This is a genomic window from Vreelandella titanicae, assembly GCF_014697095.1.
Taxonomy (GTDB): domain Bacteria; phylum Pseudomonadota; class Gammaproteobacteria; order Pseudomonadales; family Halomonadaceae; genus Vreelandella; species Vreelandella titanicae.
Genome location: NZ_CP059082.1, coordinates 459,018 through 483,582 on the forward strand (window position 1 = coordinate 459,018; position 24,565 = coordinate 483,582).

Annotated in this window: 29 protein-coding genes; 14 read left to right on the top strand and 15 right to left on the bottom strand. The window is 56.4% G+C overall.

All coding sequences use genetic code 11. From position 1 onward, the window contains the following. Position 1: 1 nt before the first annotated feature. Genes HZS52_RS02150 through HZS52_RS02160 form a run of 3 tightly spaced genes read left to right on the top strand, consistent with a single transcriptional unit; the run spans position 2 to position 2,799 of the window. Positions 2-910: a TniB family NTP-binding protein gene (locus HZS52_RS02150; RefSeq protein WP_190374072.1), complete on the top strand. Its 909-nt coding sequence runs from the start codon at positions 2-4 to the stop codon at positions 908-910. Then, entirely contained in the window at positions 907-2,124 is a 1,218-nt protein-coding gene (locus tag HZS52_RS02155) for a TniQ family protein (RefSeq protein WP_009288528.1), read from the top strand. The genes HZS52_RS02150 and HZS52_RS02155 overlap by 4 nt, the downstream gene beginning before the upstream one ends. Before the next feature lie 60 nt (positions 2,125-2,184). Further along, positions 2,185-2,799, top strand: coding sequence for a recombinase family protein (locus HZS52_RS02160; protein ID WP_010981357.1), 615 nt, complete (start codon positions 2,185-2,187; stop codon positions 2,797-2,799). A 38-nt stretch (positions 2,800-2,837) separates the two neighbouring features. Here HZS52_RS02160 and HZS52_RS02165 read toward each other — a convergent pair whose 3' ends face one another. From HZS52_RS02165 to merT, 8 genes are read right to left on the bottom strand one after another with little or no spacing between them, the layout of a single operon-like run. Next, complete coding sequence (locus HZS52_RS02165) at positions 2,838-3,041, bottom strand: DUF3330 domain-containing protein (protein ID WP_005413391.1); 204 nt, start codon at positions 3,039-3,041, stop codon at positions 2,838-2,840. Beyond that, positions 3,028-3,177 (bottom strand): hypothetical protein, encoded by a 150-nt coding sequence (locus HZS52_RS24810; protein ID WP_223828161.1) that lies wholly within the window; start codon positions 3,175-3,177, stop codon positions 3,028-3,030. Before HZS52_RS24810 ends, HZS52_RS02165 begins: the two co-directional genes overlap by 14 nt. After that, entirely contained in the window at positions 3,174-3,410 is a 237-nt protein-coding gene (merE, locus tag HZS52_RS02170; RefSeq protein ID WP_005413392.1) for a broad-spectrum mercury transporter MerE, read from the bottom strand. Before merE ends, HZS52_RS24810 begins: the two co-directional genes overlap by 4 nt. Beyond that, the gene (merD, locus tag HZS52_RS02175) at positions 3,407-3,772 is read right to left on the bottom strand and encodes a mercury resistance co-regulator MerD (RefSeq protein WP_005798827.1); all 366 of its coding nucleotides are present in this window, start codon (positions 3,770-3,772) and stop codon (positions 3,407-3,409) included. The genes merE and merD overlap by 4 nt, the downstream gene beginning before the upstream one ends. 17 nt (positions 3,773-3,789) lie before the next feature. Further along, a complete protein-coding gene (gene merA / locus HZS52_RS02180; protein WP_005798829.1) occupies positions 3,790-5,475 on the bottom strand; it encodes a mercury(II) reductase in 1,686 nt (561 codons plus the stop codon). Between the two features lie 38 nt (positions 5,476-5,513). Next, the gene (gene merC / locus HZS52_RS02185) at positions 5,514-5,939 is read right to left on the bottom strand and encodes an organomercurial transporter MerC (RefSeq protein ID WP_000522996.1); all 426 of its coding nucleotides are present in this window, start codon (positions 5,937-5,939) and stop codon (positions 5,514-5,516) included. Between the two features lie 27 nt (positions 5,940-5,966). Beyond that, positions 5,967-6,242: a mercury resistance system periplasmic binding protein MerP gene (gene merP / locus HZS52_RS02190; protein ID WP_004178136.1), complete on the bottom strand. Its 276-nt coding sequence runs from the start codon at positions 6,240-6,242 to the stop codon at positions 5,967-5,969. Between the two features lie 13 nt (positions 6,243-6,255). Further along, entirely contained in the window at positions 6,256-6,606 is a 351-nt protein-coding gene (gene merT / locus HZS52_RS02195) for a mercuric ion transporter MerT (RefSeq protein ID WP_005798838.1), read from the bottom strand. Positions 6,607-6,677: 71 nt separating this feature from the next. Here merT and merR point away from each other — a divergent pair, with 71 nt between their 5' ends. After that, entirely contained in the window at positions 6,678-7,112 is a 435-nt protein-coding gene (merR, locus tag HZS52_RS02200; protein WP_005798840.1) for an Hg(II)-responsive transcriptional regulator, read from the top strand. Between the two features lie 26 nt (positions 7,113-7,138). On the opposite strand, the gene HZS52_RS02205 is transcribed toward merR, so the two are convergent. The 3 genes from HZS52_RS02205 to HZS52_RS02215 form a co-directional block, all read right to left on the bottom strand. Next, positions 7,139-8,485, bottom strand: a complete 1,347-nt coding sequence (locus tag HZS52_RS02205) for a hypothetical protein (RefSeq protein ID WP_190374073.1) — start codon at positions 8,483-8,485, stop codon at positions 7,139-7,141. A 598-nt stretch (positions 8,486-9,083) separates the two neighbouring features. Continuing rightward, complete coding sequence (locus tag HZS52_RS02210; RefSeq protein ID WP_022520322.1) at positions 9,084-10,043, bottom strand: toll/interleukin-1 receptor domain-containing protein; 960 nt, start codon at positions 10,041-10,043, stop codon at positions 9,084-9,086. Positions 10,044-10,352: 309 nt separating this feature from the next. Then, the gene (locus tag HZS52_RS02215) at positions 10,353-11,195 is read right to left on the bottom strand and encodes a hypothetical protein (RefSeq protein ID WP_022520323.1); all 843 of its coding nucleotides are present in this window, start codon (positions 11,193-11,195) and stop codon (positions 10,353-10,355) included. A 416-nt stretch (positions 11,196-11,611) separates the two neighbouring features. On the opposite strand from HZS52_RS02215, the gene HZS52_RS02220 reads away from it, so the two are divergent. Both HZS52_RS02220 and HZS52_RS02225 read left to right on the top strand, forming a co-directional pair. Next, positions 11,612-13,357: an ATP-dependent nuclease gene (locus HZS52_RS02220; protein WP_022520324.1), complete on the top strand. Its 1,746-nt coding sequence runs from the start codon at positions 11,612-11,614 to the stop codon at positions 13,355-13,357. Beyond that, positions 13,357-15,066 carry an ATP-dependent helicase gene (locus HZS52_RS02225; RefSeq protein ID WP_190374074.1) on the top strand — a complete coding sequence of 570 codons (1,710 nt, stop codon included), beginning with the start codon at positions 13,357-13,359 and terminating at the stop codon, positions 15,064-15,066. Before HZS52_RS02220 ends, HZS52_RS02225 begins: the two co-directional genes overlap by 1 nt. A gap of 488 nt (positions 15,067-15,554) precedes the next feature. Here HZS52_RS02225 and HZS52_RS02230 read toward each other — a convergent pair whose 3' ends face one another. Next, positions 15,555-16,493 carry a LysR family transcriptional regulator gene (locus HZS52_RS02230; RefSeq protein WP_141440076.1) on the bottom strand — a complete coding sequence of 313 codons (939 nt, stop codon included), beginning with the start codon at positions 16,491-16,493 and terminating at the stop codon, positions 15,555-15,557. A 140-nt stretch (positions 16,494-16,633) separates the two neighbouring features. Here HZS52_RS02230 and HZS52_RS02235 point away from each other — a divergent pair, with 140 nt between their 5' ends. Further along, positions 16,634-17,692: an SDR family oxidoreductase gene (locus HZS52_RS02235; protein ID WP_190374075.1), complete on the top strand. Its 1,059-nt coding sequence runs from the start codon at positions 16,634-16,636 to the stop codon at positions 17,690-17,692. 207 nt (positions 17,693-17,899) lie between these two features. Beyond that, the gene (locus HZS52_RS02240; protein WP_190374076.1) at positions 17,900-18,844 is read left to right on the top strand and encodes a co-chaperone YbbN; all 945 of its coding nucleotides are present in this window, start codon (positions 17,900-17,902) and stop codon (positions 18,842-18,844) included. 16 nt (positions 18,845-18,860) lie between these two features. Here the strand turns inward: HZS52_RS02240 and HZS52_RS02245 are convergent, their stop codons facing one another. Beyond that, positions 18,861-20,027 carry a MalY/PatB family protein gene (locus HZS52_RS02245; protein ID WP_190374077.1) on the bottom strand — a complete coding sequence of 389 codons (1,167 nt, stop codon included), beginning with the start codon at positions 20,025-20,027 and terminating at the stop codon, positions 18,861-18,863. Between the two features lie 37 nt (positions 20,028-20,064). On the opposite strand from HZS52_RS02245, the gene HZS52_RS02250 reads away from it, so the two are divergent. From HZS52_RS02250 to HZS52_RS02275, 6 genes are all read left to right on the top strand, one after another. Further along, positions 20,065-20,496: a hypothetical protein gene (locus HZS52_RS02250; RefSeq protein ID WP_022520367.1), complete on the top strand. Its 432-nt coding sequence runs from the start codon at positions 20,065-20,067 to the stop codon at positions 20,494-20,496. A 52-nt stretch (positions 20,497-20,548) separates the two neighbouring features. Continuing rightward, positions 20,549-21,355, top strand: a complete 807-nt coding sequence (locus tag HZS52_RS02255; RefSeq protein ID WP_009288548.1) for a hypothetical protein — start codon at positions 20,549-20,551, stop codon at positions 21,353-21,355. An 86-nt stretch (positions 21,356-21,441) separates the two neighbouring features. Continuing rightward, complete coding sequence (locus HZS52_RS02260) at positions 21,442-21,849, top strand: acyl-CoA thioesterase (protein ID WP_027957662.1); 408 nt, start codon at positions 21,442-21,444, stop codon at positions 21,847-21,849. A gap of 41 nt (positions 21,850-21,890) precedes the next feature. Beyond that, entirely contained in the window at positions 21,891-22,193 is a 303-nt protein-coding gene (locus HZS52_RS02265; RefSeq protein WP_007111787.1) for a hypothetical protein, read from the top strand. A 12-nt stretch (positions 22,194-22,205) separates the two neighbouring features. Then, positions 22,206-22,727, top strand: a complete 522-nt coding sequence (locus HZS52_RS02270) for a DUF501 domain-containing protein (RefSeq protein WP_009288547.1) — start codon at positions 22,206-22,208, stop codon at positions 22,725-22,727. A 91-nt stretch (positions 22,728-22,818) separates the two neighbouring features. Continuing rightward, the gene (locus HZS52_RS02275; protein ID WP_009288546.1) at positions 22,819-23,361 is read left to right on the top strand and encodes an LOG family protein; all 543 of its coding nucleotides are present in this window, start codon (positions 22,819-22,821) and stop codon (positions 23,359-23,361) included. 20 nt (positions 23,362-23,381) lie between these two features. On the opposite strand, the gene HZS52_RS02280 is transcribed toward HZS52_RS02275, so the two are convergent. Both HZS52_RS02280 and HZS52_RS02285 read right to left on the bottom strand, forming a co-directional pair. Beyond that, a complete protein-coding gene (locus HZS52_RS02280) occupies positions 23,382-23,894 on the bottom strand; it encodes a hypothetical protein (RefSeq protein ID WP_190374078.1) in 513 nt (170 codons plus the stop codon). Positions 23,895-23,928: 34 nt separating this feature from the next. Continuing rightward, positions 23,929-24,423, bottom strand: coding sequence for a tetratricopeptide repeat protein (locus HZS52_RS02285; RefSeq protein WP_009288545.1), 495 nt, complete (start codon positions 24,421-24,423; stop codon positions 23,929-23,931). Positions 24,424-24,565 lie beyond the last annotated feature (142 nt).

A 24,565-nucleotide genomic window follows, 5' to 3' on the forward strand; every position in this document is an offset into this window, starting at 1 on the left:
CGTGGACGAATATCCCATCATCGACCTGTCCCACCTGCTGCCGGCGGCCCAGGGCTTGGCCCGTCTCCCGGCGGACGAGCGCATCCATCGCCTTCGCGCCGACCGCTGGATCGGCTATCCGCGAGCAGTCGAGGCGTTGAACCGGCTGGAAGCCCTGTATACGTGGCCAAACAAACAACGCATGCCCAACCTGCTGTTGGTCGGTCCAACCAACAACGGCAAGTCGATGATCGTCGAGAAGTTCCGCCGCGCCCACCCGGCCAGCTCCGACGCCGACCAGGAGCACATCCCGGTATTGGTCGTGCAGATGCCGTCCGAGCCATCGGTGATCCGCTTCTACGTCGCGCTGCTCGCGGCGATGGGAGCACCATTGCGACCGCGCCCACGGCTGCCGGAAATAGAGCAACTGGCGCTGACACTGCTGCGCAAGCTCGGTGTGCGTTTGCTGGTGATCGACGAGCTGCACAACGTCCTGGCCGGCAACAGCGTCAACCACCGGGAATTCCTCAACCTGCTGCGCTTCCTCGGCAACGAATTGCGCATCCCGCTGGTCGGTGTGGGCACACGCGACGCCTACCTGGCCATCCGCTCGGATGACCAGTTGGAAAATCGCTTCGAGCCGATGATGCTGCCGGTGTGGGAGGCCAACGACGATTGCTGTTCACTGCTGGCCAGCTTCGCGGCTTCGCTCCCGCTGCGGCGACCTTCGTCGATTGCCACGCTGGACATGGCTCGCTACCTGCTCACGCGCAGCGAGGGCACTATTGGCGAGCTGGCGCACCTATTGATGGCGGCGGCCGTGGCCGCCGTGGAGAGTGGTGAGGAAGCGATCAACCACCGCACGCTCAGCATGGCCGATTACACCGGTCCCAGCGAGCGGCGGCGGCAATTCGAGCGGGAACTGATGTGAAGCCAGCGCCACGCTGGCCACTGCATCCGGCACCCAGGGAAGCCGAAGCCCTGTCTTCGTGGCTCAACCGCGTGGCCCTTTGCTATCACATGGAAGTGTCCGAGCTGCTGGAGCACGATCTTGGTCACGGCCAGGTTGATGACCTGGACACCGCGCCACCACTGGCGCTGCTGGCGATGCTCTCCCAGCGGAGCGGTATCGAGCTGGATCGGCTGCGCTGCATGAGTTTCGCCGGCTGGGTGCCTTGGCTACTGGACAGCCTTGATGATCAGATTCCAGCCGCATTGGAAACCTATGCGTTCCAGCTCTCGGTACTGCTGCCGAGACTCCGCCGTAAGACGCGATCCATCACGAGCTGGCGTGCCTGGCTGCCCACCCAACCGATACACCGCGCCTGTCCGCTCTGCCTGAACGATCCGGAGAACCAAGCCGTACTGCTCGCGTGGAAGCTGCCCCTGATGCTGAGCTGCCCACTGCATGGCTGCTGGCTGGAATCCTATTGGGGCGTGCCAGGGCGGTTTCTCGGCTGGGAGAACGCCGACGCCGAACCGCGCACTGCCAGCGACGCGATTGCGGCGATGGACCAGCGTACCTGGCAGGCACTGACGACCGGCCACGTGGAGTTGCCGCGCCGACGCATCCACGCCGGATTGTGGTTTAGGCTGCTACGCACGCTGCTCGATGAGCTGAACACCCCGCTTTCGACGTGCGGCACCTACGCGGGGTATCTCCGCCAAATCTGGGAATGCTGCGGGCATCCGCTGCGTGCTGGGCAAAGTCTGTGGCGACCGTATGAAACTCTGAACCCGGCAGTACGGTTGCAGATGCTGGAGGCGGCGGCAACGGCAATCAGCTTGATTGAGGTGAGGGATATAAGCCCGCCAGGCGAGCACGCAAAGCTATTCTGGTCCGAGCCCCAAACCGGGTTCACCAGTGGCCTGCCGGCGAAAGCGCCGAAGCCCGAACCCGTCGATCACTGGCAGCGTGCAATCCAGGCCATTGATGAGGCCATCATTGAAGCACGACACAACCCCGAGACGGCACGCTCGCTGTTCGCGTTGGCTTCCTATGGTCGGCGCGACCCCGCTTCCTTGGAACAGTTGCGCGCCACCTTCGCGAAGGAAGGCATCCCCCCGGAATTTCTGTCACATTATGAGCCTAGCCTACCCTTTGCATGCCTTAGACAGAATGACGGGTTAAGTGACAAATTTTGACGTGCAGAGCTTCCCGATGCAAACTGTCACATAATCGAACGTATATGTGACAGGTACAAGATGCTGATTGGCTACATGCGAGTATCGAAGGCGGATGGCTCCCAGGCGACGGACTTGCAGCGCGATGCGCTGGTCGCGGCCGGTGTTGATCCGGCGCATCTCTATGAAGACCAAGCGTCCGGAAAACGCGAGGATCGTCCCGGTCTGGCGAGCTGTCTGAAGGCACTACGGCCAGGCGACACGTTGGTCGTTTGGAAACTGGATCGGCTCGGGCGCGACCTGCGCCATCTGATCAATACCGTCCATGACCTGACCGGACGCGGCATCGGCCTCAAGGTGCTGACCGGGCACGGCGCGGCCATTGACACCACGACCGCCGCCGGCAAGCTGGTCTTCGGTATCTTCGCCGCGCTGGCCGAGTTCGAGCGCGAGTTGATCGCCGAGCGCACCGTGGCGGGCCTGGCCTCAGCACGGGCACGCGGCCGGAAAGGCGGCCGGCCGTTCAAGATGACCGCCGCCAAGCTGCGGCTGGCGATGGCGGCAATGGGGCAGTCAGAGACCAAGGTCGGCGACCTGTGCCAGGAACTTGGCATCACGCGGCAGACCCTGTATCGGCATATTTCACCCAAGGGCGAGCTACGTCCAGATGGCGAGAAGCTACTCAGCCGAATTTGATGCCGACATGAGGCGACGTAGCGAAAGCGTGGTTTGTCTCAATTTGACGGCGGCGAACCGCAAGCGTTCGGTTCGCCGCTCGTTTCGGTCGCAGTGCTGGCCCGCGCCTGGAAACGTTGATAACACTCCAGCCCGCAGAAGTGCTCGACGTACTCCGCGCCTTCCGGTGTGAAGGCGGCATCGAGCGGAATTTCCTTGCAGCACACGCAGCAACTGGTGGCGGTCGGATCATTTGCATTCATGGTGGCACCCCTCCATTGACTGACGAAGACGGCGAATGCCGCCGCCGGCATCGGCTTTGCGAACAGAAAGCCTTGCCCGCGCTCGAACGCTTGGGCCCTCCGCCGTAGTCCATCCATCCGGCCGGGAAGCGCTCATGATCTTTCCCTGAATGCCCGCAACGCCCGCGCCAGTGACAGAAGAAACAGGCCGGTCAAACCGAGCGCCGTGATGACCCAATACTCGACAAGGAATGCACCGGCGGTTGTGCCGGCCAGCACGGCAGCGAGGATGGACAGGTGGCAGGGGCAAGTCAGCACGGCCAGCGTGCCCCACAGGTAGCCGGTGAACGGTTTGTGCGTCTCGGCCGGCATGCGCTCGGGGCTGTTCATGGCAAACTCTCCGCATGCTGTGCCGGCGCGGTCGGCATGGCGGCCAACTGCACTTCCAGATTGGCCAACGCTTCGCGCCGGCGTTCGACGAACTGACGCAGCACAGCAAGCTGCGCGGCAGTTTCATCGCAGTTCGCCGCATCCAGCGCCCGGCACAGCCGCGCCAATGCGCCGAGGCCGATGCCCGCCTCGAAGGCGGCCCGCACGAAGCACAGTCGCTGCAAGGCGGCGTCATCGAACAGGCCGTAGCCACCCGTGGTGCAGGCGACTGGCCGCAGCAATCCACGCAGCAGGTAATCGCGCACGATATGCACACTCACCCCGGCATCAAAGGCCAACCGGGACACCGTGTAGGCGTTCATCGAACACCTCCTTTTCCTCATCCGGCACAACACGAAAGCTGCTTCACGTCCTTGCTGAAGGTCTGCGCCGCGAGCTTCAACCCCTCGACCATCGTCAGGTAGGGGAACAACTGGTCGGCCAGTTCCTGCACCGTCATGCGGTTGCGAATGGCGAGAACAGCCGTCTGGATCAATTCGCCGGCTTCCGGGGCGACGACCTGCACGCCGATGAGCCGTCCGCTACCTTCCTCGATGACCAGCTTGATAAAGCCGCGTGTGTCGAAGTTGGCAAGCGCACGCGGCACGTTGTCGAGCGTGAGCGTGCGACTGTCGGTTTCGATCCCGTCGTGATGCGCTTCCGCTTCGCTGTAGCCCACGGTTGCTACTTGCGGATCGGTGAACACCACGGCCGGCATCGCGGTTAGATTGATGGCAGCATCCCCTCCGGTCATGTTGATCGCGGCACGGGTGCCGGCCGCTGCCGCCACATAGACGAATTGTGGCTGGTCCGTGCAGTCGCCGGCCGCGTAAATGTGTGGCGTGCTGGTGCGCATGCCCTTGTCGATGACGATGGCACCCTGCGCATTGACGGTGACTCCCGCCGCGTCGAGTGCCAGGCTGCGCGTGTTCGGTGTCCGTCCGGTAGCGACCAGCAGCTTGTCGGCACGTACTTCACCGTGTCCCGTGGTCAGCACGAATTCGCCGTTCACATGCGCGACCTGGCTGGCTTGCGTGTGTTCCAGTACCTTGATCCCTTCGGCACGGAAGGCCGCTGTGACGGCCTCGCCGATGGACGGGTCGTCGCGGAAGAACAGCGTGTTGCGAGCTAGGATCGTGACCTGGCTGCCCAGCCGGGCGAAGGCTTGCGCCAGTTCCAGCGCGACCACCGACGAGCCGATCACGGCTAGGCGTTCGGGAAGGGTGTCGCTGACCAGGGCCTCGGTCGAAGTCCAGTAGGGTGACTCTTTCAGGCCCGGAATCGGCGGCACGGCCGGGCTGGCACCCGTGGCGACTAAGCAGCGGTCGAAAGCTACCACGCGCTCGCCACCATCGTTTAAACGGACGACCAGGCTCTGCTCATCCTTGAAACGCGCCTCACCATGTACAACGGTGATGGCCGGGTTGCCGTCCAGAATGCCTTCGTACTTGGCATGGCGCAGTTCTTCGACGCGCGCCTGCTGCTGGGCCAGTAGTTTGCTGCGGTCAATCGCAGGCACAGTCGCCGCGATACCGCCGTCGAACGGACTTTCCCGACGTAAATGGGCGATGTGGGCGGCGCGAATCATGATCTTGGACGGCACGCAGCCGACGTTGACGCAGGTGCCGCCGATGGTGCCGCGCTCGATCAGCGAGACGTGCGCGCCTTGCTCGACGGCCTTCAGTGCTGCCGCCATTGCCGCGCCACCGCTACCAATGACGACGACCTGCAACGGGCGTTCGTTGCCACTGGGCTTATCAGCGGCCCCTATCCAGCCGCGCATCTTGTCGAGCAGGCCGGCGCGGTTGTCCGTCGGTGGCGCATCGGCAAGCGTTGCCTCGTAGCCCAGTCCGGCCACGGCGGTAGTCAGCGCATCCGATGACGTGCCCGCCTCAATGGCGAGTTGCGCTGTGCCCTTCGGATAGGACACCAGCGCCGATTGCACGCCGGGCACTTTCTCCAAGGCTTCCTTGACGTGAGCCGCGCACGAGTCGCAGGTCATCCCGGTGATTTTCAGGGTGGTCATGTATTTTTCCTTTTCTGTGGTGGCTACGGCTGTTGCCGTCAGCCACGTTGTTCTGGCAATTCACAGCTGTCCGGCCCGCAGCGGCGATGTGCTGGCGAGATGAAATCCCAGACCGACACCCCAACCATCAAGGCCAGGCCGACATAGAGCAGTCCACCGCTCTGCCAGCCGTAAGCCCGCATTAAAAACACCGCTGCCAGCACCAAGATCGGGCCTATCGTGCCGAGCGCCGTGCGTCGCCACTGTCGATGATTGAGCCAAGCGATAGCATTGGCGAGTAACGCGATGCCGGCGAACATCGGCAGCAGGATGCCAATGAATAGCCCCTCGTACTGGCTCAAGAAGCCCAGTCCGATGGCCGCGCCAAAGCTGGCGATGGCAGGAAAACAGGCGGCGCAGCCCATCGCGGAAACGACGCTGCCGAGCGCGCCGGTTTTGCCAGCGATGCGCGTGATGAGTCCCATGTGTCGCTCCCGAGTTCGGTTAACGGATCAGCGTTTGAGGCTGGACGGATAGCCCGCGTCCTCGGTCGCCTTGGTCAACTTCTGGACGTTGGTCTTGGCATCGTCGAAGGTGACGACGGCCTGGCGCTTGTCGAAACTTACGTCGGTCTTGCTCACGCCCTCAACCTTGGAAAGCGCGTGCTTGACAGTGATCGGGCAAGAGGCGCAGGTCATGCCAGGCACGGACAGCGTGACGGTCTGAGTGGCGGCGAACACGGGGGCAACGAAAGCGGCGAGAGCGAGGGAGGCAAACAGCTTTTTCATGATGAACTCCTGATTAGTAGAAAAATGGCATGACGTAGGGAAAACCAAGCGCGACCAAGACCAACACGGCGACGAACCAGAAAATGAGCTTGTAGGTGGTGCGCACTTGCGGAATCGCGCACACCTCGCCCGGCTTGCAGGCTGCGGTCGGTCGGACGATGCGCCGCCAGGCAAAGAACAGTGCAACCAGCGCCGCGCCGATGAAGATCGGCCGATACGGCTCCAATACCGTCAGGTTGCCGATCCAAGCGCCGCTGAACCCCAAGGTGACCAGAACCAGCGGCCCCAGGCAGCAGGCCGAGGCGAGGATGGCAGCCAGCCCGCCGGCGAAGAGCGCCCCGCGCCCGTTTTGTGGTTCAGACATGCGCGTGTCCTTTCGAATTTAAATTGGATAGCGTAACCTTACTTCCGTAGTCATGTACGGAGTCAAGCAATATGGAAAACAATTTGGAAAATCTGACCATCGGCGTTTTCGCCAAGGCGGCCGGGGTCAACGTAGAGACCATCCGGTTCTATCAGCGCAAGGGCTTGTTGCCGGAGCCGGACAAGCCTTACGGCAGCATCCGCCGCTATGGCGAGGCGGATGTAACGCGGGTGCGGTTCGTGAAATCAGCCCAGCGGCTGGGCTTCAGTCTGGATGAAATAGCCGAACTGCTGCGGCTGGAGGATGGCACCCATTGCGAGGAAGCCAGTAGTCTGGCCGAGCACAAGCTCAAGGACGTGCGCGAAAAAATGACTGACTTGGCGCGTATGGAGTCGGTGCTTTCCGAACTTGTGTGTGCCTGCCACCTGCGGCAGGGGAATGTTTCTTGCCCGCTGATTGCTTCACTGCAAGGGAAGAAAGAACCGCGCAGTACCGACGCGGTGTAGCCAAGGGAACTACGCCTAAGCGTGCTTTATTTTCCGTTTTCTGAGGTGACGTCAACCGTCAGAAAAAACCGTGCGGCCGACTTTTGATAATTCGTGCTATCGCCTTCTGAAAATGACAGCGGTGGCAGGCGGTGCATTTGCTTGAGGTTTGATGATAAAGACCACTCCCCTTGGGGCGCATCTCCAATACCCATTGCAAGCACTTGGCTGAGAGACCGCGAAAAACGTATCGCGAGCCACACTAACGTTCCGCCCAATCGCTCTCGTTGATCAGTATGCTTGAATTGCTGGGTAATCCACTGCTCAATCAGCAAACGCTCAGGTGGTAAAAGCTTGGAATAGCTCCACGGTAGATAATGGGACGTTTCCGCTTGTTGTTGATAAAAGCTACGCCCGGTCAGTTCTTGTTGAGCCTGAGTATCTGTTGCATCAACCGGCAGTAAGTAAATCGCCTCATTAGCCTCTTCATCTAACAACCCCGCCGGGTTAGGACATACTTCTATGAACTGTTCAGATGACTCATCAAGGCTTATTAACGGTGTCGGCTCAGAAATGGGTGCAGATAACTCAGCATGCACAAAAGGCTGCGGAGGGAAATCGCGCTGAGTGGTGAAAGGTTTTGTATCACCACTGGCAATCTCGATGATGGCATTGATGAATGCGGTGCCACTTTTACCAAATGTATGGCTTTGCTTGTACTGCTCAGCAGCCAAAGACAACGCGTCAGTAAAACGTTCAAATGTCCAAATATCAGGTGTCAGGTAACGTCGGGCACGGCGCAAGACATCATCAACGAGTTGCCACTGCGCTTTATAGCGGTCTGCAATCAAAAAGCGCGCTGCGGTACTGATATTTCGATCCGCTAAGCACTGCTCTGTCACTACCCGATTCGCCGCCTGCGCGATCAACCACAAGCGTAGCGCACGCCTTAACACGTATTCAGATGATTGCTCCGCCCCAGGCAGCGGGTAAGTAATTAATGTTATAAGAAACGTTTGCTCTTTAAGGCTGCCTTTATATGTTTGTTTCGTTTTTGTAGCGTCTCCTGCATGAGGAAATGCAGGATACTGAAGGTTGATCAAGGGATCTTGACGAATGGCTTTCGCCAGATCATCTAGCGAGGCAAGGGTGGGATTTTGCCGCCATCGAGCCAGAATGTCTTTTGATTCAGGATGGTGAAATTCATTAACCAGGTTGCCAATCGCGACGACCTGGTGATCCAATCCAAGCGTCCAAAAAGCCAGTTCCAGAGCATCACTGAGATCATGCTGGGCAGCCCATTGGCATATATCGCGATAGGGGTGGCCAAAGCGCGCTATTTGCTTACCAGTGCTTATATCGTCTCTTTTGACCGCGAACGTATGCTCTACCATTACGACTTATTCATTCTTATATAGACAGTTACTATATATCTAAAAAACATATAAATAATAGTGATAGCCACCAATATCTCTTGATACCAAGCACGAGTAGCCAAAGTAGTTGCGCACCAGAGCTGTCAACCTGCCATTTTGGATTACTCATATAACTAAAGATGGTGTCGCCACCAGCCAAACAAATTCTGCCTTGCTAAACCTCGTGAACAGGTGTGGCATGCCCAGACAACATTTAACGTTACATGCACGACAGACCAGGGGTTGCCTGAGTGGCGTGGTTCACAAGTGGTGGCAAAAAATTTTTAGGGCACCAACTAGCGGTGCGCCCAAATATCTTTGGCCACTTTGAGGGAAACAGTTGCTTAACTCTAAGTAGGTATCGTGGGCAAAAGGCAACTATCACTGCTCACTGGTAATTGACGAGTTTGATGTCACAATCGTCCAAAGTGAGCGTGGGCCCAACAGACGTTCCAGCACCCAAGCGCTAGGCAGACTCAGAAGGTAGCCATCGGAATAACCTATCCCATGCAAAGTCTATTTTGGGATAGGGTTTACCACCCATGAATCAGCAGGGGCCCAGTTTCCGATAGAGAAGTTATCTTGCACGCTGAAGTGGCGCGATAACGATTTCCCAAAGCATTTCTGCTGCCCCTTCCTGAGATAGCTTCTGATGTTGACGCCCTTGGAAAGCCATTCCCATGCTCGTTAGGTAAAGGGCTTGGTCGTCTGCTTGCACCGAAAGAGCCTCGTTAAAGGAGTTACTGCTGAAAGAGTCACCACCCTGACTGTAATAGATCCCTGCTCCCATTTGCCCTCCAACATACACTGTCGCCGTCGCGACGCTCTCTCCATCTTTATAGATGGTCGCAAAAAAACGATTAGCATCGATTCGACGAAATACACCTTCGTAACCTGGGTTCCGTGCTTGGAGCTCATTCAGAGAGTTTTCGAAAAAGCGCGCAATGTATTCAAATGTGTCGATTTGGAACCGGTCTTTGTCCAGCTGAGTAAAGGTCTTAGCGACTCGAAGGTTACTCGAACGCGGGCCGGCAACTACAGACTGCTGGGTATGCATCAAAGCCCCAACATCCACGCGTTCGGCGCTTGATTGAGTGCTTCGCCACCTTTCAGCCGCTTTGCGAACCTCCTTCGCGACCTGTAACAATGCTTCGTCTCTATCCGGCCAGAGAGTGACCGGCTTTCCATCCTGGGGGGTGCCAAGCAGCTTTCCAAATGGGGCGTGGTGCCAATCGCATGCTCGCAAAATCACTGGAATGACGATTGCCTCCTTAGCGTTGTGGCGTTCCATGGCACGCGCCATCTCTATGTTGTAGCAATAGTCGGAAGCAATGAAATCAGGACTCACTAACAGCAAAATTATCTCATCGCTGTTGATATGTTGATCAATGGCTGCGTCGATTTCCTGACCAGCACCAATTCTTCGATCGTGCCAGCTGTCGATAACACCTTGACGCTTGAGCATCGCGAGCTGCTTTTCTAGCTGATCTCTCAGCACCTCGTCAGCGTGACAGTATGAGAAAAAAACGTTTGGCAAAATGAGTACTCCAAGCCTATAAGACCTGCCTGATCTTACGACTTTTTCAGCTCTTAAAGAAAAATATATTTAGCATTTCGGCAAGAGGTTATCCGTCCTATCTATGGCATGCACACAACGGCGCAAAGCAGCCAGTGATAATAAACGACCTGTTTGCACTGTGAGACCCGGTTAGCGTTCATGATGGGAGCATTTGCGTTGATGCAGCATGTGACGCATAGCACATCCAATATGGTTATACCGCTCTACTTTTAAATTGAAATTTTGTTCGAATCAGGTATTTCCGAGCAGAGTGTTTATTTAATCTTTTCAATTGCTGGCTGATGTCCAATAGGATGTCCTTCTACTGCGCTCGCGTTCCTTCTGCCGGAAGCGCTTCACATAGTCGGCGGATGCCATCTCGTCCACCTTTAGCTCCAGTGCGCAGTTAATCAAGGAGGCCATGGTATTGTCCGTGATCTTCAAGTCACTGGGCAGCCGCCCAAACACCTGAGCACTGCTTTCCTCGATGGCAGCGAGGAAGGCCCTGAGAAAATCACCTTTTGACGATCTAGAGCTCTCCGTGGCCGCCTTGGTTAGCGGATCAGTAGCTTCAATATCTGCGTCGCTAGCATCCTGGGCTAGTTCGTCCATGAAGTCGCTTAGTGATGGCCAATATTTTAGGTCATATTGATAGTGTAAGCGGCTAAGCTTATCCCCAATCTCCATTCCAAACAAAGGGTTGTGTTCAGAGGCTTCTTCGATTACTTCGCAGACATGATAATGGGTATTGCTGGCGAAGCCGGAAAGATTATGGAGCACGCTGCGCTCATCCAGCAGCGTCGAGAGCTCCATAGCCTTGTCCGCAATCTGCCGATTGACCTCAATGAGACGATATCGACTAGCACGGGCGGCCTTCATGTCTTCCGGTTTCCAAAATGCGGCTGTACTCAAAAGCTTGGCGAGAAATTCCTGCAGTGCATGAGGGTGATGGCCGAGCTTACGGTGCAGTTCCAGATAGGCGCTTTCCAGCTCGTGGCCTCTGTTCAACAGTCTATCAATCACTCTGCTCTCACTCGGCAAACAGTGATGCTCCAAATTGTATTGTTTACTCTTTCGCAGAATGTCTTCGCAAACGGCTAGGGGAGAGGCTGGCGGCTTGAGGTGGGTCATGTGCTTATCTCCGTGAAGTTTGAAAGATAGCTTACCGGCCTTCTCTCAGGCTGTCGGTACCCGAAACCGTTTATTTCTAATGAGCTTTAGGTACCTGTTGCCACAAGCATATCTAATTTTAGTAAGCACTCTCAAGGCGTACAAAATATGGCAGGCTTGAGGCCACTGTGGCCTCCCAGTAACCGCGAAGGTTTGAAACGATTTAAGAAAGGGCTAGCGGGATAAAATTTATTTAGGGAGCGGAAATAGCCCTTTTCCTCCCCAGGGTTTGGGGTATCACATTGGTATAGAAGCATGCTATTGCTGGGGTAACCGCTTATGACCTTTTCTGGAATGGGGCGCAGGTGATGTGTTGATTACACAGTCGTGATAACAATGGATGAATTAAAAACCGATCCACAGGGGGCGCTACATCAGTGTATCTAGCAAAACTGAAAATAACGAACTTCAGAAAATTGCAATCTGTTGACCTTGAGTTTCAGCCCGGGCTGAACGTCCTGGTCGGCTCTAATAACATTGGCAAGACCGCTATTGTTGATGCATTGCGCGCGCTACTTGCAGGATACGACGAGCCATACCCGCGCTTTAACAACGACGATATGCATCGACCAAAGGGGGGCGATCCGGCAGGTGACATCCAGTTTAAGTACGTCTTCCAGGATTTGGACGTAGACGACGAAGCAGACTTTCTGGCAGCACTGAAGCCGGACGAAGATGGCAGGTTTGAAGCTCACATTAACATCCGTTATTCAGAAGCTGACAAGATTGGCAGGCTGCGAGTAAGGCGTTGGTGTGGAGACCATGAAGAGATAGGCCTGACCGCGGATATGATCGAGAACCTTCGCGGTGTCTACCTGCCACCTCTTAGAGATGCTTCACAGGGTCTCAAGCCCAATCGCCATAGCAAGCTGGCTCGACTATTTCAGCTCCTTGCCGATGATGAAGGTCGTGATGGAATTAATGAAGCACTTAAACTGCTCGATGAAGAGCTAAGGGGCCACGATCCGATTATTACCGCTCACTCGGCCATCACAAGTCGGCATGACACGATGCTAGGGTCTCAGCTAGCCCAAGTGTTGGATTTGGGATTGAGCGGAAGCGATTTTCAGAAGCTGGCATCACGCCTGTCGTTAGTAGTGGACGACTTCGAAATTGAACAGAACGGCCTTGGATTTAACAATCTGATTTACATGGCGGTGGTTCTCTGTGAGCTGGCCAGGAACGCTGACGCGAGTTACCGAGGCCTGATCATTGAGGAGCCTGAGGCACACTTGCATCCGCAGTTGCAGGCGGTGTTGCTAGATTACCTGGAATCGATTCAAGATGGGGAGGGTGAGAAGCCCGTTCAGTTGTTTGTTTCTAGCCATTCCCCCAACTTCGCCAGCATTGCTAATCTCGACAGTCTCACCTGTCTGGTCGAAACAGCCACTGGCGTGGAGACTTTCTTCCCACGCACCATCCAATTTGAAAGGGGAAAAAGAGAAAAGCTCGAACGCTACCTTGATGTGACCCGCGCTGAACTGTTTTTTGCCCGTCGTATCATCTTCGTTGAAGGCGCGGCCGAATTGATGCTGGTCAATGTGCTCGCGGAAATGTGTGGCTATAACCTGCGCAAGCACGGCGTCAGCCTAATCAGTGTCGAAGGACTCAATTTTGACTCTTTTTTGCCTCTGTTTGGCGAGGAGGCCCTGAAAATTCCAGTATCCGTGATCACCGACGCGGATCCAGTAAGTGAAGCGGATGAAACCGGAGAAACGGTGGCCGTTTATCCCACGTTCGACGAGGAAATTAGGGTTTCAAACAATACCGCCAGGATGAAGAAAAACGAGGATTCCCTCGTTAAGGTTTTCTGCGGTCTCAAAACTCTCGAATATGATCTGGCGTTGGTTGACGTTAATCGCATCGCAATGCTGGCTGCACTTAGAAATATGCACCCGAGAATCGCGCAAGACCTCCAGACTAAGGTCGAAGAGGAAGATGGCGATGCAGCCAAAGCACGGACTTTATTCAGCGGCATGTTTGAGCGCAAACAAAATAATGTGCAGAAGGGCCGCTTTGGCCAGTCACTGGCGCAAGTTATTGCCGAAGGCAATGCTTTTGTAGTGCCAGACTATATCCAGAATGCGATTTCTCATGCCTGTCAAACAGCGGAGGCCAAGTAGTGAACCACCCTTCCGAAGAGCAGACGCAGGTTATAGATGCCTCAGTAGAGCCCTTGTCAGTAATTGCCTGTGCTGGCAGCGGCAAGACATTCACTGCCGTGCGACGTCTGGCCAATATTCGTCAAAAACTTGGTAATCATCGTGGACGTGTGGCACTCCTGTCCTTCTCCAATGTCGCTGTAGATACTTTCCGAAAGGAATATCAAGATCTGGGGCTCAGCAGCAACGTCAACAACCGCGTGGACATAAATACGCTGGATACTTTCATCACCAGCAATGTGTTGCGCCCTCATGCCTATCGGACGATGGGCGCGCAACAGACGGCTTTCCTTGTGACCGGTGGAGAAGCATTTCTGAAAGGATTCACCTTTCAAACGGATCCTTACCCGCGCGCTATCAATGAAATGCAGGTCGGTATTGACGCTGGAGGTGTCTACTTCTGCTACTCGGATATTAAAAGTGAAATGCACAGGCTCAATACTGCCCAAGCTGCAGACGTGGTGCATCGCCTTGGGCGGATCGGTGCCTACACACACAACCTCGGGCGTTACTGGTGCTATCGCACGTTAGCAGATCAACCTGGGATTCTGCGTGCTCTGGTTCACCGTTATCCGCATATCCTGATTGACGAGGCTCAGGATATCGGAACGGTTCATCAGGTCATCATCGAGCAGCTAGTGAGTGTTGGTTGCCAGGTCTCGCTGATAGGAGATCCAAATCAGGGTATTTATGAATTTGCCAGTGCTGATGGGGCGTTCTTGTCAAAGTACGGGCAACGTGACGGCGTAAATAGCCTCGAATTGAAGAGAAACTTCCGGTCCGTGCCACCAATCCTTGATCTGGCCAACCATCTGGCCGGACGAACCGATGCCGCAGATAGGGAAGCGCCTGATACAGTCCATGGTACCTTCTTTGTAGCTTACGGTAAGAATGACAGAGAGCAACTCATTGTTTCGTTTCAGAGAGCAGTGGAGGCCGCTGGCCTTAGGTTGGAGCGTTCGGCGGTACTCTGCCGCGGACGCAAACAGGCAGATAAACTGGCTGGCAACAAAGGGTCTCCGGGCTGGGGCATCGTCAAACGGTTTACACAGGCTGCAATTCTGCGCGAGCGTTTTAAAGACTATCAAGGTGCATTCAGGCTGGTGGCTATCGGTATCGTCAACCTACTCGTTGATGCTCCAAATGGGATGTTGGCTAAGCTAACATCCCAACATGAGGATCAGGCGTTACGTCGGCTCATCTGGGCTTTTACTCGCAATCCTGATATGGGACTGCCCGGTGTATCGCTCAATGGAAAAGCGCAGTGGCACCCCCTATTACTTAATAGAGTCAAAACTTTACTGGCTCAAATTAATAAAGAATGTGGTCTGACGAGCGTCGATAAGCTTGGTAGCAAACTCACTACAAGAGATTTGCCTGATGGACCGTTACTATCTGCCGCTGACCTGAATGGGAATAATTACCGACCCCGAATTCGCGTTGACACAGTTCATCAGGCGAAGGGAGAAAGCCTGGATGCAGTGCTGTATTTGACAAACAAGGAACATGCCGAAGGCTTAATGAACGGCGTGGATACAGAGATCGGGCGTATTGGCTATGTTGCGGTTACCCGCGCCCGGAACTTGTTTTGGCTTGGTGTGCCAGCCAGTGCGTTAGTTGATTTACGGCCAGGATTACTCGATCTTGGCTTTCAGGAAACTGAGGCATAAGGTCATCTACGTTCGACCTATCTCAACAGCTTGACTGTGCCCTGTGATTGGCCCGAAGGTCACTTCCTTTCAAGGAATTCCTCCTACTTCTGTGCCAAATATAAATTCCCTCATGTGTTCTTAAGTGACACTGCCTCCACGAAGGCAACCTATAAAAAAACCCTTTTTAATGATGATTTTAGAACATTAGATGCAATTTTAGGACATATAATATGTCCCTATTTCATCAGTCTCATAACCGTCATCGGTTCAAATCCGGTCCCCGCTACCAATATTTTTAAAGGCAGATCAGTTACTTACTGGTCTGCCTTTTTTTATTGCCTAGAGTTCGGTGAGAGTAGTCAGAAAAGCTCTCGGGTTCAGCGTCTCATCCCCCCTGAAGGCCATCGGTTCGCTTTTATTCTAAAGCCAAAGCCAGCGAATCTCGCTATCCAATACAACAGAGAAAGCCGTTATCGAAAGGCAGCGGCTTTTTTGTGCCTGAACCCTTACACCGCCAGCTGCTCACGCCAGCGATCCCATTCTGGTGTAGATCCAACCATCTCAAACAGATGATCCAAAAAAGCGCTTACCTTGCGGGTGTGCAGCCGACGCTGGGCGTAGAGCACGTGGATATCGCGCCTGCCTGGCACGACTTCACATCGCCACGCTTCGAGCAGAGGCAGCAGTTTGCCCGAGGCCAGCTCATCAGCGATCAGCCAGGTGGGAAACATCACCAGTCCCTGCCCCATTAGCGCGGCACGCACCAGGCTCTCGGCATCGTTGCTATACAGGCTGCCGTCGACTTTGTAAGCAAAGGCTTGCGGCTGCTCGGCATGATGGAAGTACCAGCGCTGACGACCCATTTCACCTTGGTAGAGCAGGCAGTCGTGGTGTTCAAGGTCATCTGGGGTATTGGGCCTACCGCAGCGCTGTATATAGGTGGGGGCAGCAACCACAACGTAGTTCATTGACGCTAGGCGGCGTGCCACCAGCGTTGAATCGGCCAATTCGCCGACACGAAAGGTAATATCGATGCCCTCGCGCACCGGGTCGGTCAGTTGATCGGTTAACATCAGTTCGGATTTGATCGCCGGGTAGCGGCGTTGAAAGTGATGCAGAATCGGCACGATTTGGCGCTGGCCGAAAGCCACGGGAGCATTGAGGCGCAGCACGCCGCTAGGCGCTGTATTGGGGGCCGTTAGCGCTTCCGTCGCCAGGTCGAGTCGTTCAAGTATCTCGCGAACTTCCTGATAGTAGCGCAAACCTGCCTCGGTCAGCGTCACGGCACGGGTGTGGCGATAGAACAGTTGCTGACCAAGCGCCTCCTCTAAAGAGGCAATCTGACGCGAAACCGACGACACGGCGCGATGAAAGTGGCGTGCGGTGGCGGTAAAACTTCCTGTCGCGGCGACGCGCTCAAAGATGCGTAGCGCATTGAGATCCATCGAGTTGCTCCTAGCACAATAAAGATTTGCGATTTTTCCAATTGTAGCAATGATCCTTGGCGACCAGACTGCTTTTCATCGGACACAAAGCACATTTCCACTGCCCGTTCCGAAAATTTTGTCTACAAAAGGAGTTAACGATGCGCAAAGGCACCGCATTAGTCGTCGGCGCGACCGGCATCACTGGTGGCAACTTAGCCAGCTACCTCACCGCTAGCGGGTGGAGTGTCTATGGATTATCTCGTCGCCCCTCTGATCAAGCAGGGGTAATTCCCGTCGCTGCCGATCTGTTAGATCGCGAGGCTACGGCGGAAGCACTGGCGGGGCTACCCATCACCCACGTGTTTTATTGCACTTGGGTGCGGCGCGAAAATGAAAAGGCTAACGTCGAGGCCAACGGCGCGATGATGCACAACCTCCTCGACGCCCTGCAGGGCGCAAGCTTGGCACATGTCTCGTTGGTGACCGGCACCAAGCAGTATCTGGGTGCCTTCGAGAACTACGGTAGCGGCAAGACCGAGACGCCGTTTCGTGAATCAGCACCCCGCGTACCTGGCGAGAACTTTTACTACACCCTCGAAGACATCATGTTCGCGAAGGCGGATCGGGACGGCTTTAGCTGGAACGTGCACCGACCACACACGGTCATCGGCTATGCCCGCGGTAACGCCATGAACATGGGCGTGACGCTGGCGGTTTACGCCTCTATCTGCAAGGCAACGGGCAAGCCGTTTACCTTCCCTGGCTCGCAGGTGCAGTGGAACGCCTTGACCGATCTAACCGATTCGCTGGTGTTGGCGCGGCAGATGGAGTGGGCGGCGACCACGCCCGGTGCCCACAATGAGGCCTTTAACACGGTCAATGGCGATGTGTTCCGCTGGCGTCGACTGTGGCATGAAATTGGCGAATTCTTCGAGCTTGAAGTAGCCGACTGCCCGGAAACGCCACAGCCGCTCGAAACCCAGATGGCCGACATTGCGCCTACCTGGGCCGAGATTGCCGAAAAGAACGAGCTAGTCGAAGCCGATGTCAGCAAGTTAGCCTCCTGGTGGCACACCGATGCCGACCTGGGGCGCGAGCTTGAGTGCGTCAACGATGTCACCAAGTCGCGAGATTTCGGCTTTGATCACTTCCGTGAAACACGCGCGGCGTTTTTCGATCTGTTCGCTCGCCTACGCGCGGAGCGCATCATTCCTTAAGTAATTTCAGAAGCAATTTCAGAAACAATGCCAAAAATAGTAGCTCATCCAGGGCGCCTAACCGCGCCCTGTTTCTGCTTTATCAGGTTCATGTAGCTTGATACCCACTAGCAGTGAGTTTTATTTCCCTCCTCTTCCTTGAATCCACCGGCAAATGCCTGCATATCATGGGGAACTATTGTTCATTTTTTGATGCCGAGTCTACCCATGCAAATTATCGATCCCCGCTCAGGTAAGCCGCTTACGGCGGATACCGGAAGTGCTGACGCTACCGCGCCTAACGCTGAACAAGCGGCGGTGCGCCCTGAAGATGTCATTATCGAGCTCAATGCTGGCAATATTCAGCAAGTGCTTGAAGCGTCCATGCAGGTGCCGGTGCTAATGGGCTGCTACTCGCCGTCCAACGCAAGCAGCAGCACCCTGCTCGCGGTGCTGGAGAAGCTGGTGGTTGAGTACGCGGGCGCTTTCCTGCTCGGCAAGCTCGATATTGAAGCAAACCCCGAAATCGGCGGCCAGCTGGGCGTGCGTTCAGTGCCCGATGTGAAGCTGATTAGCCAGGGTGGCTTAGTCGATGGATTCCAGGGTGCGCTGCCGGAGAAAGAGGTGCGCGAGTGGCTCAATCGCTACTTCCCCGCCCCCGGCGAAGCGCCCCCAACCCCTGAAGAGCAGGCGGAAGAAGCGCTTAAAGCCGGTGACACCGCCGCTGCCCGAGAGATTTATCAAACCCTAATGGGCCAGTACCCAGAGCACTATGCCTACCAGGTAGCCTTCGCACGGGTATTGGTGGCCGAAGGGCGCGGCAGTGAGGCCCGTGAAGTACTCGATAACCTGCCCCCGGAAGAGCGCGACGCGGCACCTGCGCGTGGCGTACGCGCCAGCATCGAGTTTAGTGAGCAGGCACTCTCAGCCGAGGAGATTGCGGCCCTGGGCAATCGCACCGATAGCGAAGCGCAGTACCAGCGCGCCCTGCGCCAAGTGGCCGACGGTCATTATGATGAAGGGCTGGAGGCGCTGCTGGCGCTGATGAAGCAGGATCGCGCCTATAACGATGACGCGGCGCGTAAAACGCTACTGCAGGTATTCGACGCCCTGGGCGCCGACCACCCGCTGACCGTTGCTTACCGCCGTAAGCTTTTTGCGATGCTGTACTAAGGTCTTCTGAAGGCTTTCAATCCCGCTTCAGCAGGGAATCCATACGAGACAGCGCCGCTTCCAGCTGGGAAGCGGTGGTACCAAAGTTAAGCCGCACAAAGCCGGGGCAGCCAAAGGCCGCCCCGTCCGAAAGCGCTACTCCCGCCTCTTTCAGCAACGTCTTGTAGGGCGCCTCACCTAACCCTGCCTCGCGCATATCCAGCCAAGCTAGATAGGTCGACTCCGGCGCACTCCAGCGCACGCCCGGCCAAGCCGCTACGCGTGCCTGCAGCGTCCCACGATGCTCACGTAACACGCTTAACAGCTCCTGGCGCCACGGCTCGCCATGTCGATACGCTGCTTCCGCCGCGACCAAGCCGAGCACGTTGCCATCGGGAAGTAACCCCTTGGTAGCCGTCGCAAAGCGCTCACGCAGTGCGGGGTCGGGAATCACCGCGCAGGCGCTGGTTAAGCCCGCCAGGTTAAAGGTTTTCGACGGTGCCCATAGCGTAATGGTGCGCTTCGCTAATTCAGGAAATGCCGCGGCTAACGGGCGGTGCTGGGCGCCTTCGTCCAATAACAGGTCGCAGTGCAGCTCATCGGAGACCACCCAAAGGTCGTGGCGCTCCACTAGCTCAGCCAGCGCTGCAAGTTCCTCATGGCGCCACACTCGCCCCGTAGGGTTGTGGGGCTGGCACCACAGCAGCAAGCGCGTACGCGGCGTAATAGCGGCCTCCAAGGCGGCAATATCGAGCTGCCAAGGCTCATTGGGGGTTGAAGGCGCTGCCAGCATCGCCTGCTGGGGCAATCGGCCTGTGCGCTTTGCAACCTCTAAAAATGGCGGGTAGATCGGCGCCACCGTCAAGACACCGTCGCCTGGCTCGGTCAGCGCTAACGCGGCCAGGTGCAAAGCTGGCACTACGCCCGGCAGCCACTGCTGCCACTCCGGCTGAATGGGCCAGTCATAGTGGTGGGCACTCCACTGGCACAGGGTTTCTGTTAACGTAGCGGGCACTTCGCCATAGCCAAATACACCGTGGGCCACCCGCGCCTGCAGTGCATCAATCACCGCAGGTGGGGAGCGGAAATCCATATCGGCGACCCAAAGAGGCAGTACGTCGTCGCCGTAGCGGTGCCATTTTTGCGATGCCCAGCCACCTTCTGGGTGGCGTCGCTCCACAGGCGTGGCAAAATCGTAGGCCATGAAAAATCTCACTCATTCAATAGGGGTTGTGCCAAGCATGCCGCAAGATGACTTTTATACCAAGATGCGGGCGGGGCTATCGGCGCTGTTGCGGCAATGGCGCTCGCTTGGGCAAGCGAATACGGATCAGCTAGCGCTCATTTTGGCCGAAACAGCACGGGTAGCTAAATTAGGTACACCCGACGCCACGCCCAGCGGCGCCACCCTGGAGCAGTGGAGCCAGGATGAGCTAGGTGAAATGCCGCTATGGGCGCCGCGCACTGCGGTCTTTCTGCTCAATCAAATGCCCGCTCGCCCGACCCCCGATAGCGACGCCGAAGCCTGCGCCTGGGCGTACTGCTGGCTACGCAACCGCTCGTTTGATTCACTCCAAGCGGCGCAGGAGGCGCTCCCCGCGCACTTGAAAGCGCCCCTAAAAGATGCCCTTGAGGCCGCATGGCGCGACCAGCAAGGCCTGCGCTTGGTTTAATTAAAAGCGCGCGCTGACAGCACCCAAACAAAAACAGCAAGGATGACGCCGCATGATTGAAGTCCCTCTCACTTGGCAGCTAGCGAAATTAGGGCTCTCGATCAGCATGGTGCTGGGGCTAGGCGCGATTGCTGTGCGTGCTAGCCCGCGCATGGCGGGCCTGCTGGCGGGCTATCCGTTAGGCACGGCCTTGGCGCTATTTTTTATCGGCTTGGAAATTTCCCCTCAGTTTGCGACCCAAAGTGCGGTGCATACCCTGGCGGGCTTTACGGCCACAATGGCGCTAGGGGCCGGTTATTGGATGGCAGGACGACAGCCGGGCGTTAAAGGTGTCATTGGCGGCGTGGCGGGCGGCTTGGTTGCCTGGCTCGCCGTTAGCACGCTGCTCGCTCAGTTTAACTTCACGCGTTTGAGCGGCACGCTGGTGACGCTATGCGCCATTGCTCTGTTCAGCGGCTTATTTCGCAGCATTACTGATGTCAGGATACCCGCCAGCAGAACGTTTTCGTTACCGGCGCTTGCCGCCCGCGCGGCACTTGCCACGGTGATCATATTTACCATTACCAGCCTGGCCCACTGGCTGCCGCCCGCCTGGGCGGGAACGTTGGCCGCCTTTCCCGTCACGATGCTGCCTTTTTTGCTGATCCTACACCTGAACCATGGGGCAGCGCCGGTGGCGACGGTGATCAAGCACTACCCGATGGGACTTGGCTCGCTACTGAGTTACACGCTATGTGTTTCCTATACTTACAGCACACTAGGGTTGCTATGGGGCACATTGGTCGGCTTCGCTGCTGCCACGCTATGGCTGTTGGGGTGGATGCAACTCATTGCGTGGTATCAACGCCGCACCGCTTGACCAAGCGCTTGCTTGGGTTAATCCTAAACGTTGCCGTTGCGATTACCCTTACTAATAACCTGTTTTTTTAATAACAAGGACAAGCCATGTTTACCCGTACCATTGAGCCCGCCTTTTACGATACTGACGCCTTAGGGCACATTAACAACACCCGCCTGCCAGCGTGGTTTGAGCTTGCCCGAAATGACTTGTTCAAACTCTTTACCCCTGATTTAAACCCCAAGCAGTGGCGCTTGATTATGGCGCGCATGGAAGTCGACTACCGGGCTGAACTGTTTTACGGTCACGATATCGAAATACGTACTTACTTAACGCGATTAGGCAATAGCTCGTTTACAGTCACCCAAGAGGCGCGGCAGCACGGCAAGCTCACTAACCTGGGCCATACGGTTATGGTGCAGTATGACCACCAGGCCAAGTGCGCCATGCCTATTGAGGGTGACCTGCGCGAGGCGCTAATGTCGCACCTTCAAGACGCGCCTGAGCCCGCCTGATCGACGCTGCCCTGCACTACCGGGGCAACAGGAGCCTTATAATGGCAATCCGCTACAACCTCTGGATAGACCCTGACAACGTCGCCCAGCATCGCGCCGTGGAGGCAGACCTTGAGCGCTATTTTATTGAGCGCTTTGCCGACTATCCGCATATCCGCTTGTTTGGTGCCGATCCCTACGATTATGATGCCCCCTTCAATCGCCTTTATGACGTGCTAATGGCACGAGCCGCTGAATACTGTGAGCGGACGTGGTGCTATGTCGCTTCGCCTGAACAGCTCAATCGCTGCTTTTTCCGTGCCGTTGGCCGCTCGACTAAATTTGTTCAAGACGACCGTTCGTGAGAGACCAACCCAATGGTGATACGCACCAACCAAGCGCCTGACGAACGTCAGCTCGCCATTATTGCCCAGCAGCTTGGCCGCGCACCGCGTGGTATCGAAGCGGTAGCCGCCACCGACGGTGAAGGTACACCGCTAGTACTGCGTATGGCGCCGATTGTCGATGGTAAACCCTTCCCCACCCTGTATTGGCTCTGTTCCGATGTTCTGAAAGTTGAGATTTCCCGCATCGAAGCCGTTGGGGTTATCAAAGCGCTCGAACAACGCCTACAGGAAGAGCCTGAATTTCTTGAGGCTTACCAACAGAGCCATCGCGACTATGTGACCGCTCGCTGGGACTATATGAGTAATGCTCAGCGTGAAGAAGTCGCTAAGCTGGGTTACACCAACGTGATGACCGAACGCGGCATTGGCGGCATTAGCAACTGGCATCAGATACGCTGCCTGCACACCCAGTACGCCCACCACCTGTGCGGTGATAATGTGATTGGGCAGTGGATGGATGAGCATCATCAGGTAGACCGCTGTTTACCCTAAGCCCCTTTTAACCTAAGCCTCGTAGTAATCTCGTTTTCTTTTTGGCTACGGTTTTAGTCACGTTCATTTTTTAACGACAGGAAATAAACGAATGGCTCGAATTTGCGTTTATCTTGGCTCCCGTGAAGGTAACAGCCCTGCCTTCCGCCAGGCCACCAATCAACTGGGGCGCACCCTCGCTGAACGCGGCCACACGTTGGTTTATGGTGGGGCACGCGTTGGCCTGATGGGCGAGCTGGCTAACGCAGCACTTGAGGCCGGTGGTGAAGTCATTGGTGTGATGCCCGACCACCTGGTAGAGCGCGAACAGGCCCACTTTGGCTTGAGCGAGCTGATTCGGGTGCGCAACATGCACGAACGCAAAGCCACCATGGCGGCCAACGCCGATGCTTTTATTGCCTTACCCGGCGGGATTGGCACCTTGGAAGAGCTGTTTGAAATATGGACGTGGGGCTATCTAGGCCTGCATGAAAAACCGATGGGGTTGCTGAACATCGACGAGTTCTATTCGCCGCTACTGACCTTTTTAGACAGCACGGTTAGTCATGGCTTTTTGGCGTCTCCCACCCGCGAAATGCTGCTCGATGCACCGTCCCCCAATGAGTTGCTTGAGGCGCTGGAGGCCCAGCTATAAAACTGGTGAGGGAAGAGTTACTAACGTCCCGGGTGCTCGGTGAGCTTGCGGGTATGCTGATAGGTCAGCTGCAGTAAACGGGCATCTTCACCTGCCCGGTGGCGGTGAATACCCTGTTCGGCGATCAGCGCTTCTTTGGTGTCGCTCCACACTGCCTGCTGCTCTTCGCTAAGCAGAATTCTTAGCGCCTCAAGGCGAAAACGCGGCAGCATACCCGCATGATGGAAGAGCAGCGACAGCCAGGTATTGTCGTACCCCCAACTATCGCTGTACGCCTTACCCAGCTCGCGTAGTTCATCGTTCAGCCAGTGGGCGACCTGGCGTACCGGGTAGCCCTCCTGAATAAGGCGATCACGGGAGATGCCATGCAGCAGTTCAGCCTTGGGATCCCAGTGCGTCCACTCTTCCAGCGGTTGAATGAGAAAAGCACAGCTGCTTCCATCGGCACGGGCGATGCCTACTTCAATGGGGTAGCTGCCGCGCCCAAATCCGGACGCTTCAATATCTAGCACTGTGGGTAGCGTCTCGGACACAACCTTCCTCACTCAATCAAAACGCGGTAACGCTTCATGCGGCGGCCACGCTATTTAGTGCCAGCTGATCCGCCTGTCGCTGCCAGTAAGCCGCACGCTCACCATCTACCGCCAAGCCTAATTCACCCAGGCGATAAGCGCGAGCAAGCCGCTCTGCGGCGAGATAGTGCCCAGACTGGGCGGCGCGTGCGTACCAGGTCACCGCGTAATCTTCACGGCGCGGGTACTGGGCACAGCCATGTTCGTGGATTTGTGCCACCTGGTACTGTGACTTTACATCCCCGGCATGCGCAGCTTCCAGAACGTACCGCGCTCCGCGCGCTTTGTCCTGGGGCGTCTGACTGCGATGAAACAGCATATGGCCGTATACGGAGAGCGCGTCTGGGTGACCCGCTTCCGCACAGCGCTTAAACAAGCGCATCGTTAAACGCTGGGTCCGCGGTGAACGCGGCAACAGCCAGTGATTATGAAACAGCCGTTCAGCTAGGCGAAATTCTAGCCGAGTAAACAACGTTGATGCCTGCAGCATGGCAAACCACCCTGCCTGTCGTCTGTTGGAACCTTGGGCTAGCAGTCACAAAAATAGCTGCCAACCACACGAGAAACCGGCCTTTAGCCGGTCGATGGGCTGGCAAGCATACGCCTGCCTTTGCGACGACTCAACCCCATTA

Coding starts and splice junctions, on each gene's coding strand:
- merE (WP_005413392.1), bottom strand. CDS start 3,410: ATGAACAGCCCCGAGCGCATGCCGGCCGAGACGCACAAACCGTTCACC.
- merR (WP_005798840.1), top strand. CDS start 6,678: ATGGAAAACAATTTGGAAAATCTGACCATCGGCGTTTTCGCCAAGGCG.
- HZS52_RS02270 (WP_009288547.1), top strand. CDS start 22,206: ATGGTGATACGCACCAACCAAGCGCCTGACGAACGTCAGCTCGCCATT.
- HZS52_RS02265 (WP_007111787.1), top strand. CDS start 21,891: ATGGCAATCCGCTACAACCTCTGGATAGACCCTGACAACGTCGCCCAG.
- merA (WP_005798829.1), bottom strand. CDS start 5,475: ATGACCACCCTGAAAATCACCGGGATGACCTGCGACTCGTGCGCGGCT.
- HZS52_RS02160 (WP_010981357.1), top strand. CDS start 2,185: ATGCTGATTGGCTACATGCGAGTATCGAAGGCGGATGGCTCCCAGGCG.
- merP (WP_004178136.1), bottom strand. CDS start 6,242: ATGAAAAAGCTGTTTGCCTCCCTCGCTCTCGCCGCTTTCGTTGCCCCC.
- HZS52_RS02260 (WP_027957662.1), top strand. CDS start 21,442: ATGTTTACCCGTACCATTGAGCCCGCCTTTTACGATACTGACGCCTTA.
- HZS52_RS02230 (WP_141440076.1), bottom strand. CDS start 16,493: ATGGATCTCAATGCGCTACGCATCTTTGAGCGCGTCGCCGCGACAGGA.
- HZS52_RS24810 (WP_223828161.1), bottom strand. CDS start 3,177: ATGAGCGCTTCCCGGCCGGATGGATGGACTACGGCGGAGGGCCCAAGC.
- HZS52_RS02240 (WP_190374076.1), top strand. CDS start 17,900: ATGCAAATTATCGATCCCCGCTCAGGTAAGCCGCTTACGGCGGATACC.
- HZS52_RS02215 (WP_022520323.1), bottom strand. CDS start 11,195: ATGACCCACCTCAAGCCGCCAGCCTCTCCCCTAGCCGTTTGCGAAGAC.
- HZS52_RS02235 (WP_190374075.1), top strand. CDS start 16,634: ATGCGCAAAGGCACCGCATTAGTCGTCGGCGCGACCGGCATCACTGGT.
- merC (WP_000522996.1), bottom strand. CDS start 5,939: ATGGGACTCATCACGCGCATCGCTGGCAAAACCGGCGCGCTCGGCAGC.
- HZS52_RS02275 (WP_009288546.1), top strand. CDS start 22,819: ATGGCTCGAATTTGCGTTTATCTTGGCTCCCGTGAAGGTAACAGCCCT.
- HZS52_RS02245 (WP_190374077.1), bottom strand. CDS start 20,027: ATGGCCTACGATTTTGCCACGCCTGTGGAGCGACGCCACCCAGAAGGT.
- HZS52_RS02250 (WP_022520367.1), top strand. CDS start 20,065: ATGCCGCAAGATGACTTTTATACCAAGATGCGGGCGGGGCTATCGGCG.
- HZS52_RS02285 (WP_009288545.1), bottom strand. CDS start 24,423: ATGCTGCAGGCATCAACGTTGTTTACTCGGCTAGAATTTCGCCTAGCT.
- HZS52_RS02255 (WP_009288548.1), top strand. CDS start 20,549: ATGATTGAAGTCCCTCTCACTTGGCAGCTAGCGAAATTAGGGCTCTCG.
- merT (WP_005798838.1), bottom strand. CDS start 6,606: ATGTCTGAACCACAAAACGGGCGCGGGGCGCTCTTCGCCGGCGGGCTG.
- merD (WP_005798827.1), bottom strand. CDS start 3,772: ATGAACGCCTACACGGTGTCCCGGTTGGCCTTTGATGCCGGGGTGAGT.
- HZS52_RS02165 (WP_005413391.1), bottom strand. CDS start 3,041: ATGAATGCAAATGATCCGACCGCCACCAGTTGCTGCGTGTGCTGCAAG.
- HZS52_RS02205 (WP_190374073.1), bottom strand. CDS start 8,485: ATGGTAGAGCATACGTTCGCGGTCAAAAGAGACGATATAAGCACTGGT.